Raw genomic sequence first — 14,179 nt, 5'->3', positions numbered from 1 at the left:
CCGGAAGGAATTGCAGCAGCGATGGCGACCTGGATCTCCACCCGTACCGGCCAATTCGCGTACTTCGACCGCCAGTTGGGGCACCCCGGCTGGACCGGCAAACAGGTGCTCGACTTCGCCGGCAACGTGGGCAACATCCTGCTCGATCCGAACTGCCGGATAGAGCCGGAGAACTACTGGTCGATCGACGTGTCCCGGGATGCGATCTGCGAGGGCCGGCGACGTCACCCCGCGGGGCACTTCCTGTTCTACGACCGCTACAACTTCGAGTACAACCCGGCGGGGACCCCCGGGCTGCCCATCCCCGACCCGGGGGTGAGGTTCGACTTCGTCGTGGGCTGGTCGATCCTCACCCACATCGGCAAGGCCGAGACCCTGGAGCTGACGGCCCGGCTCGCCGACCTGATGAGCACCGGGAGCCGGGCCGCGCTCACCTTCCTCGACCCGTGGTGGACGCCGCCGCCGGGCTGGGTCCGCGACAACGAGTCGCCCGGGATGTCCAACCTGAGCTGGCGGCTGGAGGCCCGCCGCGAGACCAAGCCGGAGATGGACGTGCCCGCGCTGCTCGCCCGAGCCCGTGACACCGAGCTCACCTGGGTCACTCTGGTCAACGACGACGAGCTGATCCTCGACCCCGACGACGACGGCCTGTCGCAGGACAAGCCGCAACGCGCCTACATCACGTTCTGCACGCCGGAGTACATGCAGCGGCTCTTCCCGGCCGCGCGGATCATGCCCCCGGTGCCGCCCGAGCGCCACCACTGCCTGGTCGCCGACCAGGCCGGCCTGCGCAGGAGCTGACGGTGGAGCCCACCCTGCTGTACTGGACGCTGCCCGGCCCCGCAGCCGACCTGGACGGCCACGTGGCGCTGTGCCGCGAGGCCGAACGGCTCGGCATCCATGCGGCGCTGGTCCCCTTCGACCCGGCCGGGCCGGATCCGTTCGCCTGGGCGGCGGCGCTCGGCCGGCGCACCGGCAGGATCGGCTTTCTCCTGGAATGCCTGGCCGGCGTCTCGTCCCCGACGTACTGGACGCAGCAGGCCAACACCCTGGCGGCGGTGCTCGGCGGGCGGGTCGGCGTCGTCGTCGCGGCCGGGTGGGAGCCGGTGCGCCAGCTCGGGTACGGCGACGGGATCCGGTCCGACGGCTGGTACGCGCGCCTCGACGAGTTCTGGCAGGTCTGCCACGGCCTGTGGCACGGGACGGAACCGGTGAGCCTGGCCGGGCGGCATTACCAGATCGACAGCGCGACGGTGAACGCCCGCTTCGTCTCGGACGGCACGCGTACGCGGCCGGAGATCTCCGTCACCGGTCCGTTCCCGCCGGCCCTGGCGTTCGCCTCCCGGCACGCGGACTGCGTGTTCGTCCAGGCCGACGACCCCGAGGAGCAGGTCGCGGCCGTGCTCGGCAGCGGTCTGCGGGCCGGGCTGGCCGTGCCGCCGCACGGCAGCGCGGACGAGGCCGCGGCGGTGATCGGTCGCGGCCGGGCGGCGGGGGCGACGCGGTTCCTGCTGTGCGGCGACATCGATCGGCTGCGGTGGTTCGGCGCGGAGATCCTGCCCCGCATCCGCTCTGCCGTGCACAATGACGCAGGTCAGCCGCGGAAAGGAGACACCCGACCATGACGGTGCAGTGCTACGCGCGCGAGGCCGACCGCGTGGCGGACGGCGAGATCCGCATCACCGACACGGCGCTCGACCTCAACCCCGTGACCGGCGACTGGGTCAGCGTCACCGGCCTGACCGGGGGGATCGCCCGCGTGCGGACGCGAGCGCGTGACGGGTCCCTGTCCGTGGCGGCGCGTGGGCGCGGTGGCCCCCGGCCGGGCGCGTGGGGGGAGATCGAGGCGGACGTCTTCGCGAACGCGCTGCACTCCCGCGCAGGCTACGCCTTCGCCGCGGTCTTCGACGGAGCGCGGGTCAGCAGCCGGCTGGAGACCTACCAGGGGCTCGGCGTGCTCGTCGTGCACGCCTTCCACCGCTACACCGACGATTCAGGGCGCCGCGACTACTTCACCCGCGAGTTCTACGTCCCCGCGGATGCCCCGGATGCCCCGGATGCCCCGGGCGCCGCGGGCGCCGCGGACGATCCGGGCGCCCTGGACGATCCAGGCGCGGATTCTGACGCGGCGATGCCCCCCGGCCCGCCGACGGGCGGCAACGACCCGGAGCCCCTGCTCGGCGTCTGGCACGGCCTGGCCCCCGCGGCCACGAAGAGCATCGCGACGCTGGAGTGCGTGCGGGCCGGGCATGGCCTGGTCGTCCGGGCCCACGGCGTGGGGACGCGCGGGCCGGTCGAGTGGGGCTGGGCGCCGGCCCGCCTGTACGCCGACGCGCACTACCTGGACAACCCGCCGGCGTTCCTCGCCACGTTCGAACACGCCTACATGCGGGTGCACCTCCAGGCCCGGGTGAACCGCGGTGTCCTCGTGGTCGGCGAGTACACCGAGTTCACCGACGGCAGCGGCCGCCCGGACTACTTCATCCGCGAGTGCTACCGGCGCTGACCACGCCGGTCACGGCTTGTAGAAGGACGCGTCGTGTTCCTGACCCAGCAGTGCCCGGCCGATCGTGGCCAGGACCTGGTCGTCGTTGTCGTGCCGGACGTAGAACGTCAGATCCCGCAGGATCCGCTCCACGGGGCTGGGCCGGATGAGGCTGCGCGCCCCGCACACGCGCACGCAGTTGTCCACTGTGCGCAGCGCCAGGTGCTCGACCACGTGACGCGCCCTGCTGCCGGCCAGCCGGGCCTCCTCGCGGTTGCCGGTGTCCCACAGGGTGGCGACGTGGCGCAGCCACAGATACGCCGACTCCACGTCCACCGCCATGGATCCCACCCGGTGCTGGACGTAGGGGTCGGCGACCTTGTCCTGCCGGATGACGTACTTCAGCGCGTACTCGTAGGCGGCCTCGGCGGCGCCGAGGAAGCTGGCCGCGTAGTGCGGGATGAACGCGGTCTGCCAGCCTTCTCGCAGGTAGGCCCCGGGCGCTCCGATGACGTTCGCGTCGGGCAGCCGGGTGCCGTCGAACCTGACCAGGTGGCTGACCGTCGCGCGCATGCCGATCGGGTCCCACCACGAGTCGTCGACGGAGACGGACGGGTCGGACAGGTCGCAGGCCAGCATCAGCAGCGAGTCCCGGCCGTCCGGCGCGTGCCGGGCGCCGCCCGGTCCCTCGGTGTCGACCAGCAGGATCGCCCACTGCGCGCCGGTGGCGCTGGTGGCGAAGACCTTGCTGCCGGTCACCACCCAGGCCCCGTCGTCCCTGACGACGCTGGTGCCGAACCGCCTCTTCTCCCCGGGCTTGGGCGCCTGCGGCTCGCCGCTCCAGCCGACCCACTTCTCGCCGCGGCTGACCACGCCGTCGAACCATCTGCGCTTCTGTTCGGCGGAGGCCAGCGCGTCGACGAGTACCAGCGCGTTGGCGTGCCCCTCCCAGCAGCGGCCCAGGGACAGATCGGCCTTGGCCAGCTCCTTGGTGACCAGCCACAACGTCAGCGTGTCGCGGGACAGCGGACCGAGCCCCAGCCCGCCGTGCTCGCGCGGCACGGTCGGCGCGTTCAGGCCGGCGGCGAACAGGTCGTCGAAGTCGTCCGCGGGGAACTGCGCCGTGCGGTCGTAGTGGTCTGCCCGCTCCGCACAGGTGCGGGCGATCTGCCCGGCCCGGTGGAGCAGCTCCTGTTTGTCGGCATCGAGGCCCGCCGACGCCAGGCCGGCGGGCAGGGCGGTGGTCACGGCCTCACCTCGGATCCGTACGACGTACCTCTGCCGTCGGCAGGGGCTTGCGATTGCCTGAAGGGCCCATGAACGACGCCTTCCTCTCGATCATCACCAGCCGGCACTGCAAGCGGGCCTTCCTCGCCCGCCCGGTGCCGCGCCGGACCCTGGAGCGGGTGCTCACCGCCGCCGCCCATGCGCCTTCGCCGCGCAACACCCAGTTCTGGCAGGTCGCGGTGGTAACGGGTGAGGCACGCGCGGAGCTGTCGCGCCGCCTGTGCTCCGCCGCGGACTCGGGACGGCCGTACGAGCCGGACTACGGCAACCGGCCCGACCCGATGGGCGAGCCGTACGAGCGGCGCTCCTTCGCCTGGGGCGAGGCGTTCTACGGCGCGATGGGCGTCGACCGGGGCGACGAGCGCGCCCGCCGCGCGTTCGAACGGCGCAACCTGTGCTTCTATGACGCCCCGGTCGTGATGGTGTGCCATCTGCCGCGCAACGCGGTTGCCGGCACGTTCCTGGAAATGGGCTTCTTCCTGCAGAACGTCATGCTCGGGCTGGTCGCGTGCGGGCTCGGCAGCTGCCCGCAGTACAGCGTGGCCCGCTACGGAGAGGTGATCCGCGCCGTCCTCGGCCTCGGCCCGGAGCGCCTGGTCGTGTGCACGCTCTGCGTCGGCCACGTGGACGAGACGGCGCCGATCAACGCCTTCAGTCCCGATCGCGCCCCGCTCGGGGAGTTCACCCAGTGGCACGCTCATCCGAACTCCGCCCCGGACAGCGCGTAGCGCTCCCGCTGCTCGCGCAGCCGCTCGCGGACCAGCGGGCGCAGCCGCGCCACGCACGCGCGGTAGCTCTCCAGAGGCTGGCCGGCCGGGTCGGGGAGGTCGGCATCGGAGTCCAGGCAGAAGACCCGCTCCGCGGCCTCGGGCGCCATGGCGACCACCTGGTCGCGCTGGGTGCGGGTCATGCAGTAGACGGCCTGGGTGCCGGCGCAGATCTCCCGGGTGAGCTGCCGGGATCGGTGCTCAGGCGGCTGGTCGATCCGCAGCTCGGCGAGCGCGGCGGCGGCCTCGCGGCTCAGCGGTGCCCCCGGCGTCCGGACCGACAGGCCGGCGCTCTCTGCGCGCCACGGCGGCAGACTCGGGTCGGCGGCGATCTCGGCGGTCGCGATCGCGGCGGCCATGGGCGAGCGCGAGGTGTTGCCCCCGCAGACGAACAGCAGCTCATCGCGCAGTGTGCGCCGGGCACGCCGGACCCGGAGCCGGGCCATGAGCGCCGGGTAACTCAGCAGGATCGCCACGAGGATCGCCATGCTGGCCGCGACGTACTGGGCCGGGCTGGGCAGGGCCGCGCCGAAGAGGGCGTACAGGCCGATCGAGGAGACGACTCCGGCCAGCAGGCTGGAGGAGACGTGGACCGGCATGCCGAACGAGAACTCGCGCCGGTCGAGGTAGATCAGGGTCGTCATGATGAACAGCCCCTCGTAGCACACCCCGATCAGCATCGCGGGCAGGGACACCGCCGGCTCCGCCACGATCCAGGCGAAGCCCGTGCGCAGCGCCTGCATCCACGACCCCAGCCCCACCAGCGCCGGGATCGCCACGAGCAGGAGCAACACGACGGGCGTGGCCATGTGCTCCTCGATGAGATAACGGCGGTCGATGAGCGGGTCGCCCTTCTTCGCATGAACGCCCATGATCCGGAACCGGTTGGCGTAGCCCACCGCGTAAAGGGCCAGGCTCAGCACCGCTCCGGCCGTCAGGGTGTAGTTGTCGATGTCGGTCAGGGCGATGGCGGCGGACGTCAGCGCCACGACGACGGCCGCCGCCGAATACCAGTGGATCTTCCTGCGCCGCACGATGTCCATGCCCGGTGCGATGAGCAACGTGCTGATCCGCATGAGGATGAGCATGAACACGATCGAGGCGTTCGGAAAGGTGAAGTTGAGCGTCGTGGAGCCCACGATGAGGGACATCCAGAAAGCGGATTCCAGCGTGTGGCGGGCGGGGAAGGGAATCTCCCGCCCGGCTATCGTGCGGCGTCCCGCATAACGCCACCACCCGCTGGCGAGCACGAAGACCGGCATGGCCACGAGCTGGCCGAGCACGGTCGCCGGGAGCAGCACCAACCCGCCTACCGGACGGTCGATCCCGGGGAGCAGGCCGCCGGAGACGCCTTTGGCCAGAGCGCTGTAGGGCGAATACCACAGGAAATATCCGAGTCCGAGACCGAACATTCCGAACAGGACGAAGCGCCGCTTGGCCATGCCACCTCCCAGGTCTGCCGCCGAGCCGGGAAAGCGCGGAAAGGGCGGCCGCGCGGGCTCAGCGAGCAATGGGGGTCGGCATTAATGACAGTTTGTCATGCCAACCGTCAATCAGCAAGCAACAGGAAAGCCCACAGAACGCGCGCTCGATGCCGTTCGGAAGCGAAGGCCGGGGATGAGCCGACCCTTGTACATCCCCGGCCTTTGCCCCGCCGCGCTCCCAGTCGCCCAGGCTGTGAGAACGGCGTCAGAGGAACCCCGGCGGCGGCCCTGGCGAGCCGAGGTTCCGATGCCCGCGAGTCACGTACCGCCGGACACGACCGCCGGCGCGGGCGGCTCGCGGTCGCTGTGCTGCAGGATCGTGTCCGGCGACGCGCTGCGCGACAGCGCCACGGCCAGCGCGACGGCGACCACCATCACGACGACCTCGGCCGCGGCGAGCCGGACGAACGCGCGACGCGAGCGCTCACCCTCGCCGGCCCTGACGCGGCGGACCGTGTGCCGGCGGTGCCACCAGCCGAGCACGCCGAGTGCGACCAGCGCCGCCACCTTGAGCATCACCAGTACCCCGTACCGCGACCCCCACACCGCCGGCACCGACCCGAGCAGGTTCCAGGCGGCCAGGGCGCCGGTGGCCGCGATCACGGCATAGCAGAGCAGCGCGACGGTGCTGAAGCGCGGCACCGCGACGGCCAGCAAGGCCGGCTCCTTGCGCACGTGCGTGAGGAGCGCGGCGAGGCCGCCGACCCACAGCGTCATGGCGACGACATGCACGATCAGGCTGTACTTGAGCACGTCGCCGTGCGCCGCGTGGCCCTGCAAGGCCATGGGCACCACGTTGTAGACCGCCAGCAGCAGCATGGTCACCGCGCCCAGCCGAGTCCGCGTGAGACGCAGCCCCGCCGCGATCACCAGCGCCAGAGCGGTGGTGGCGACGAACTCGGGAGCGTCGGGGAACGTCCGGGCCGGGTCGGTGAACAGCTTGCCGATCGGCAACTCCGTCACGGGAGCCGACAGCACGTTCGCCCAGCTGAACAGCAGGAGCGCGGCGCTGCACAGGGCCCAGCCCAGGGCCAGCCGGGCGGCGGCGCGCGCGCAGCGCATGGCGGTGACGCCCGCCCGTGGATCGTGCTCGGGCAGCAGCAGGCGGGCCAGCAGCAGCCCGACGACGCCGATCGACGACAGCTCCGTCGCCAGCTTGGCGGCCGCCAGACCCCAGCCGGTGAGCCCTCCGGTGCCACCGATGAGCAGCCCGTTGATCTGGGACGGGGTGAGGTTGCCGCCGAGCCACATGCCGAGGGCGAGCGCGGCGGCGGCCGCGGCGACCGCTGTCGCGACGTAGGCGATGGGCCGCCTGCGCCACGGGGCGGGCAGGCCGATGCTCCGCCACAGGACCGGCGGGCGGGTGCTAGTCGAGGTCACGGGTCATCCTCCTGCCGAGCAGTGCGGTGCCGAGCACCAGCGCCAGGGACAGTACCCCGGCGAGCCAGGACGCCCAGGCAGGCGCGTTGTTCACCGAGTCCGCCAGAGACGCCGGTGGTACGAGGGCGAGCGGGGCGGGCGCCTCCACAGCCATGACGCCGCCGGCCGCCGGTCCCGGCACGGTGAGGGTGAACCGGATCCCGCCGGCCAGGGGATGCCCGTCCGCGGCCACGACGCGGAAGGCGACCCGATACTCGCCGGGCGGGCCGAGCGGCATCATCGGCTGCGTCAAGGTGTCCCTGACGACTCGTGGCGGTCCCGACTGGTAGGCCCGGCCGTCGGGGCCGCGCACCTCGACGCGGTAGCCGAAGGTGACGAGGCGGCCGGTGAACTCCAGCACGAGGTGGCTGGGCGCCATGCCGAGGCGCCCGCCGTCCTGCGGGCTGCTGGCCTTCAACGACGTGTGCGCGACGGCCCGCAGGGCCGGCGCGGCGGAGCGGGCCGCGGCCGATGGGACCGGCGCGGTCAGGAGAACGGCGCTCACCGTCACGCAGACGATCGCACCGAGGATCGGACGAACGGCACCGGCCGGCCATCGTGGGGCGTGCGACACCGGTGCACCTCCTCTCAACCTGCCGCGGAGGGGGCAGGCGGGCTTGGACGTCGGCTGGGAGACGGCGGCCCGCGGCGGCACGCGCCGCCGCGAGATGACCGCCCCGGCCTCGTCGCCGGAGCGGCCCCGCCATCGCGATCAGCTGACGCGGAAGAAGCGCATCATCTCGTGATCTTCGTGCTCGACCAGGTGGCAGTGGTAGATGTACCTGCTGGAGAGGTCGAACGGCGCGACGAACCGGGTGATCTGCCGCGCGGGCGCGAAGCAGGTGTCCTTCTCGCCCGTCTCCCAGGGGGCCGGCGGGCGTTTGACCCCGGTCGGCTGGCCGTTGGCGTCCAGGTCCTCCCGCTCGACGATCTGGAACTCGACGAGGTGGATGTGGAAGGCGTGGCCGCCGCCGACGCCCGGCATGTTCCAGACCTCCCAGAGTGCGCTGTTGCCCCTCGTCACCGTCTGGGAGATGGGATCCGTCCACAGCTCCAGGCGGTTGGCGCCGGCGCCGTCGATCACGCCCATCTGGAACCGCTTCTGCTGGCCGGTGGCGAACTGGTTCTCCAGCACGTTCATGCTGACCCGGTGGGTCTCGCGGATGGCGCCGAAGTTACGCCTCGCGGGCAGCGGGAGCTGGTCCGGCGGCAGGGTCGTGTCGGTGCCCTGCAGCGGGACGACGCGGAACTTCATGATCTGGCCGACGTTGCTGACGTCGTTGATGCCCAACGTCCCGGTGACGAGGTCGTTGATCAGGTAGAACTCGCTGCCCACCGGGATGCCGGTGAAGTCGACGACGAGGTCGACGCGCTCCGAGGTGAACATCATGACGGCGGTGTTGGTGGCGTGCAGCGGTTGTGCCTGCGGCAGGAAGCCGCCGTCCGCGCCGATCACCCAGGTCGGCACGGCGATCGTCCCCGGACGCGCGGCCGGGTCGCGGACGATCTTCAGCGACATCGTGCGGAAGTTGTCGGCGTTCAGCAGCCGGAATCGGTAGCGGCGCGGCTCCACCTCCAGCATGGGCCAGGTCGTGCCGTTCACCGTGGAGGCGGTGCCCTGGAAGCTGGAGTTCCAGTAGGGCGGGATGTCGGAGGCCGGGATGTAGGGGCCGGTCAGGTCACTGGTGCCGGGGAAGAAGAGCGAGCCGTCGTCGTTGAAGGTCTTGTCCTGCAGCACCAGCGCGATGTCGTAGTATCTCCGGCCCGCCGGGTCGCCGGGCGCCGGTCTGGGCCCGGGGACCGTGCCGGCGGGCAGGTCGGCGCTGCCGCCGCTGAGGATGTAGAACCCGACGAGGCCGGTGTTGACGTCGGCCCGGGTCATGCCCAGGACATGGTCGTGGTACCAGAGCGTGGCGGCGCGCTGGTCGTTGGGGTAGACCGAGGTCAGGGTGCCCGTCGCCCAGTTCACGCCCCAGCGGGCCAGCGCCTCCTGCCGGAACGGCTCGTAGTCGGTGCCGACCCTGGCGTAGCCGCTCGGGATGTTGCGCGCGTTGGGCAGGTACCAGGTTTGGGGCAGCCCGTCGCTCTCCTCGAAGACGTGCGCGCCATGCAGGTGGACGACCATCGGCTGCGGCCCGGTGTACGGCGGCGGGGTGCTGGTGAACGTCGGCGTGGAGTCGCGGCCACCGTTGCCGCCCGGCGGGTTCGCCCAGTGGATGGTCGGGTCCACGGTGTTCAGCGGGGGCAGGTAGTTGCCGGCGGAGTCGACGAGCTGGTTCATCCAGGTGACCCGGGTCTGCCGGTTCACCCTGTTCTCGATCGTGTAGCCGGGGGAATGGAAGGTGCCGCCGCTGCCGGGGTGGCCGTAACCGTTGACCGTGGTCCGCGGGAAGCCGGGAGGCAGTACTTGCTGCGCGATGCGGCGCTGCGCGACCTGGTACTCCAGACGGTCGGAGCGGACGGCCGTCGGCGGCATGGCAGGCAGGATGAACAGGGGGGTCACGTACTTCGGGATGGAGTTGGGGTTGATGACCGCGGCGGCGGCGCTGCTGCTGCCGAGAAGTAGCCGGGGGCCGCCGATCGCGGCGGCGGCGCCTGCGACGACACCGCCCTTGAGTAACTGTCTACGGGTGGTCATGGTAGTGCCGACCTCCTGTCGGGCACGAGGGTGACAACCAGCCGCGGCACCGGGCGGACGGCACAGGAGTGCACGTCGGCTCGCACGGGACGTCAGGGCAGGCGAAGCGCGGGCTGCTGGGTAAGGACGACAGGAACGCCGCGCACCGGGACAGAACGGCCCGATGAGCGTCGCCCGTGACAGACGGCGGAGGGCATCACAGGGCGAGGCGTCGTTTGATCGCCTGAGGAGGCAGCCGAGTCGCGCCGCGACGGCGCATGAACGCACGGCGACGAGCGGAGATCTCACGAGCGGACGAGGGGGCTTCGGTCCAGTGAGCCGCCAAACTTCGTCTCCCGGCGGCTTGGCCCGTGGTCAGGTCCGCCGCGGGAACTCGCCTTCGTGTCGCGCTGGCATGATTGATCTCGCTCCGCATCTCGAGAGGAACGTTACGAGGCGGGTCGGCTTCGCAGCTCTCCTCGCCATGACCACCGAGCCGCGGGCATTGGCTCAGTGGCCGGAGAGCCGTTCCTGGGGAAATATGAGATACCGTCAAGTTCGATGTAATGGTTCATCATCAGAGTCAGTCAGGCAACATCACCGCCGTTACCGGATTCCCTGCCGGGGTTTCGGTGCCGGGGGCGCCGCTCGTCGTTGAAGGGCTGCTGACTTGCTCTTACATCGGCTGCGCAGGCTTCCGCGGAGGACGGCGGGTGACCCGGTAGCTCCTGATCTATGCCCCATATCCACGTTCCGGCTTTCCCTGAACCGGCGGCGCCCTCAGCGTTCCAGGGATCATCCGGCGGGCGGCGGCGAGCCTGGCCGCCCTTCACGCGCGAGCCGGGCGTCCAGCGTTCGCACGCCGTCCTCGTGCGAGATCGAGCGGAACAGCTCGCGGGCCTCTTCCCAGACGGCCCTGGCCGTGCGGTGGTCGCCGGCGGCGCCGTGGGCGTCGCCGAGGGCGCGGAGCGTCGGTGCCAAATAGGGGATCGAGCCGCGGGTCAGCCACACCCGGACCGAGCGTTCGAGGGTGGCGATGGCGGCGGGCAGGTCTCCTGCGGCCAGGTCCAACTGCCCGAGAACGCTGAGCGAGTCGGCGATATAGTGGCCGAAGTTGCCGTCCTCGCTGTAGGCCAGCGTCAGCTCGGCGGTCGCCCTGGCCCGCTCGTCCCCGGCCATGGCGAACAGCTTCGAGAGGTAGAGCAGCGAGAACGCCTCCAGATAGCGGTAGTTCAGCCGCCGTGCCATTCCCAGGGACCTCTCCAGCAGTTCCTGGCCGCCCGCGCTGTCACCGCTGAACGCCTTCGCCGCGCCGAGGAACTGGGTGATCGTCGTGGTGTAGTGAACGTTGCCGAGCGCCTCGGCCACCTTCGCCGCCTGCTCCAGGACCGTGTGCGCCGCCTGAGGGTCGTCCTCGCCGTGGATGATCGCCATCACGTGATAGGCCCGCGCCTGGCCGCCGAGGTAGTCCGCGTCGGCGGCCGTCCGCAGAGCGCGCCGCGCCAGGGCGAGCGCCTGCGCGCTGCCGTTCCCGTCGGCCGTCAGGCTCCAGGCCAGGGTGGCCAGGGCGTCGGCCATCCCGACCGGATCGTCCAGCAGGGTGAACAGGTCGAGGAGCCGCGAAGCGTCGGCCCGCATCCGTGTCATCGCCGGTCCGGGGCCCGGCGGTGAGTTCCAGGTGGTGACCTCCAGGAGGCCGCGCATCAGCACGGCCTCGCCGCGCTGGTCGCCGGTCTCACGGCAGAGCGCGATCGCCTGTTCGTGCATGCGCTGCCAGCCGTCGTACAAGCCGCGCACGTTGAGGTACGTCTCGGTGGACCCCGCGAGGTCCCACGCGAGTGGGGTCAGGCGTGCCTCGCACGCTTGGGCGACCCCGGCCATCAGCGCGGCGTGCTCCGCGCCGAACCAGGCCATCGGGTCGGCCAGCAGCGGGCCGGCGACCGCCGCGGGCAGCCGCCAGCGCGGCGCACGGCTGTGCATGAGTGCGTAACAGGGGCCCGGGACGTGCTCCGCCGCGACCTCCGCCAGCGCCAGCCACGCACCCAGGGCTCGCTGGAGCGCGGCCTGGCGCCCGGGTTCGGACTCCTCGCGCTGCGCCCGCTCACGCGCGTACAACCGGATCAGGTCGTGGAAGCGATACCTGAGCCTGCCCGTCTCGTCCGTTCCGGTGAGGTTCAGCAGGTGGGCGTCGACCAGGGTCTCGATCTCACGTTCCGCCTGCCGTACCGGCACGTCCAGGAGGGCCGCCACCGCCCAGGAGGCGAAATCGGGCGCGTCGAGCAGCCCGGCCAGCCGGAAGGCCCGCTGCGCGCCCGCGGGCAGCATCCGGTAACTCATCTCGAATCCCGCGCGGACGTCGAGGTCGCCCGCCACCAGTTCGTCCAGCCGGTGCCGCTCCTCCCCGAGGACGCCGGCGAGGTGGGCCAGACTCCATTGCCTTCTGCCGAGGAGCCTGGCCGCCGAGATGCGGACCGCCAGCGGGACCCGGCCGCACAGCCGGATGATCTGCAGCGCCGCGTCCGGGTCGTCCTGGACGCGTTCGTCGCCGACGATCCTTCTCAGCAGGTCCATGGCCTGGCCCGACGGCAGGACGTCGAGCTCCAGCAGGCTCGCGCCCTCGAGACCGACCAGCCGGACACGTCCGGTGAGGAGCACGGCCGTGCCCGAGGCCCCAGGCAGGAGCGGCCGCACCTGCTTCTCCCCGGCGACGTTGTCGAGCAGGATGAGAATCCTGCGCCCGGCCAGGCAGCTCCGGTAAAGCGCCACGCGTTCTTCCAGGGATTCGGGTATGCCGGTGGGGCTGACGCCCAGCGCGAACAGGAGCCGGCTGAGCACGTCCTCCGGTCGGGCCGGATCCGCGGAGGCGCCGCGCAGGTCCGCGTAGAGCTGGCCGTCGGGAAAGCGATCCGCGATCCGGTGCGCGACGTGCACGGCGAGCGTCGTCTTACCCAGGCCCCCCAGACCCGCGATGCTGGCCAGGGCGACGGTGCCCGGCCGCGGCTTGGTGAGGACCTCGGTGAGGCCGGCCACCTCGTCGTCCCTGCCGGTGAAATCCGCGATGTCCGGCGGCAACTCGGCGGGAGTGGGGGCCGCTTGAGGCTCGGGCATCGGGGCCGGGGCATGGACGGGACCGTCGGCGGACAGGGCGTGCCGCACTTTCCCCCGCTCATCCGGCAGGCGGGCGGCACGTTCACGGCGGGCTCGTGAGGCCTCCGCAGGGGGACCCGCGATCGTCGCCTTCCCGCGGGGAACGAGGTCGAGCGAGGGGTCCTGAGTGAGGATTCGCTGATGCATGTCGTGCAGCTCTTCGGCCGGGTCCAGGCCGGTCTCCTCGATCAGGGTCTTGCGGGCACGCGCGTACTCGGCGAGCGCGTCCGCCCGCCGGCCACAGCGGTACAGCGCCAGCATCAGCTGCGCGCGCAGCCGCTCCCGCAGGGGGTACTCGCCGGTGAGCGCGGTCAGCTCGCCCAGCAGGCCGGCATGGCGTCCCAGCCTCAGGTCCACGGCGATCCGCGACTGCAGGACCGACAGGCGGACCTCGTCCAGCCGCGAGGCCTCCGCGGCCAGCATCGGGACATCGGTCATGCCGACGAACGCGGGCCCGCGCCAGAGGCTCAGCGCCTCGTGCAGGCGGTGGGTCGCCTCCTCCGGCGCACCGGCGGCCTCCACCGCCTGCCCTGAGCCGGCCAGGCTCTCGAACCTCGCCGCATCCAGCTCGTCCCCGGCCACCGGCATCAGATAGCCGGAGCCCTGCCGCACCACGAGAGCCGGGTCGCCCAGGTGCCGCCGGAGCCGGTGGGCGTAGGTCTGCACGTTCTTGGTGGCGCTCTTCGGAGGGGCGTTCCCCCAGAGCGCCACGACGAGTTGATCTTCCGAAACAGGGTAACCCGCCTGGCACAGCAGGACCGCCAGCAGCACCTGCGCCTTAGGCGTGCCCAGATCGAGCTGCTGGCCCTCTCGCCATGCCGTCAGCGGACCCAGTATCCCGAACTCCATCGCGCCCCCTTGGCTGGACGCACTGTAAACCCCGGCGGTCTGTTTCGTTGATCCACTGGGTCAAGAAACGATTGCGAATATTCTCGCCCGGTGCCGCCGCACCCGTTCGGCCAAGCAAAGCCGG

General features: G+C 71.6%; 10 protein-coding genes. 4 read left to right on the top strand and 6 right to left on the bottom strand.

Annotation, left to right across the window (positions count from 1 at the left end; translation table 11 throughout):
- Positions 1-21 precede the first annotated feature (21 nt).
- The 3 genes from ABEA43_RS58565 to ABEA43_RS58555 are packed head-to-tail and all read left to right on the top strand — an operon-like array spanning position 22 to position 2,506.
- The gene (locus ABEA43_RS58565) at positions 22-801 is read left to right on the top strand and encodes a hypothetical protein (RefSeq protein ID WP_345576565.1); all 780 of its coding nucleotides are present in this window, start codon (positions 22-24) and stop codon (positions 799-801) included.
- Positions 802-803: 2 nt separating this feature from the next.
- Positions 804-1,625 carry an LLM class flavin-dependent oxidoreductase gene (locus ABEA43_RS58560; protein WP_345576563.1) on the top strand — a complete coding sequence of 274 codons (822 nt, stop codon included), beginning with the start codon at positions 804-806 and terminating at the stop codon, positions 1,623-1,625.
- Positions 1,622-2,506 carry a hypothetical protein gene (locus ABEA43_RS58555; RefSeq protein ID WP_345576561.1) on the top strand — a complete coding sequence of 295 codons (885 nt, stop codon included), beginning with the start codon at positions 1,622-1,624 and terminating at the stop codon, positions 2,504-2,506. The genes ABEA43_RS58560 and ABEA43_RS58555 overlap by 4 nt, the downstream gene beginning before the upstream one ends.
- A gap of 9 nt (positions 2,507-2,515) precedes the next feature.
- Here ABEA43_RS58555 and ABEA43_RS58550 read toward each other — a convergent pair whose 3' ends face one another.
- Positions 2,516-3,733, bottom strand: coding sequence for an acyl-CoA dehydrogenase family protein (locus ABEA43_RS58550; protein WP_345576559.1), 1,218 nt, complete (start codon positions 3,731-3,733; stop codon positions 2,516-2,518).
- Between the two features lie 68 nt (positions 3,734-3,801).
- Between ABEA43_RS58550 and ABEA43_RS58545 the strand changes: the two genes are divergently transcribed.
- A complete protein-coding gene (locus tag ABEA43_RS58545) occupies positions 3,802-4,500 on the top strand; it encodes a nitroreductase (RefSeq protein WP_345576557.1) in 699 nt (232 codons plus the stop codon).
- On the opposite strand, the gene ABEA43_RS58540 is transcribed toward ABEA43_RS58545, so the two are convergent.
- The 5 genes from ABEA43_RS58540 to ABEA43_RS58520 all read right to left on the bottom strand — a co-directional run bounded on the left by ABEA43_RS58540 (position 4,470) and on the right by ABEA43_RS58520 (position 14,055).
- A complete protein-coding gene (locus ABEA43_RS58540; protein WP_345576555.1) occupies positions 4,470-5,981 on the bottom strand; it encodes an arsenate reductase/protein-tyrosine-phosphatase family protein in 1,512 nt (503 codons plus the stop codon). The two genes, ABEA43_RS58545 and ABEA43_RS58540, sit on opposite strands and share 31 nt — an antisense overlap.
- Positions 5,982-6,281: 300 nt before the next feature.
- A complete protein-coding gene (locus ABEA43_RS58535; RefSeq protein ID WP_345576553.1) occupies positions 6,282-7,403 on the bottom strand; it encodes a copper resistance D family protein in 1,122 nt (373 codons plus the stop codon).
- On the bottom strand, positions 7,390-7,947 hold the full coding sequence (locus ABEA43_RS58530; protein WP_345576551.1) for a copper resistance CopC family protein: 558 nt from the start codon (positions 7,945-7,947) through the stop codon (positions 7,390-7,392). The genes ABEA43_RS58535 and ABEA43_RS58530 overlap by 14 nt, the downstream gene beginning before the upstream one ends.
- Before the next feature lie 207 nt (positions 7,948-8,154).
- Entirely contained in the window at positions 8,155-10,080 is a 1,926-nt protein-coding gene (locus tag ABEA43_RS58525; RefSeq protein ID WP_345576549.1) for a multicopper oxidase family protein, read from the bottom strand.
- Positions 10,081-10,854: 774 nt separating this feature from the next.
- Positions 10,855-14,055 (bottom strand): AfsR/SARP family transcriptional regulator, encoded by a 3,201-nt coding sequence (locus ABEA43_RS58520; RefSeq protein ID WP_345576547.1) that lies wholly within the window; start codon positions 14,053-14,055, stop codon positions 10,855-10,857.
- Between the last annotated feature and the right edge of the window lie 124 nt (positions 14,056-14,179).

It is taken from the genome of Nonomuraea rosea (genome assembly GCF_039539705.1).
Taxonomy (GTDB): Bacteria; Actinomycetota; Actinomycetes; order Streptosporangiales; family Streptosporangiaceae; genus Nonomuraea; species Nonomuraea rosea.
This window is presented reverse-complemented; position numbering and strand designations above follow the sequence as displayed.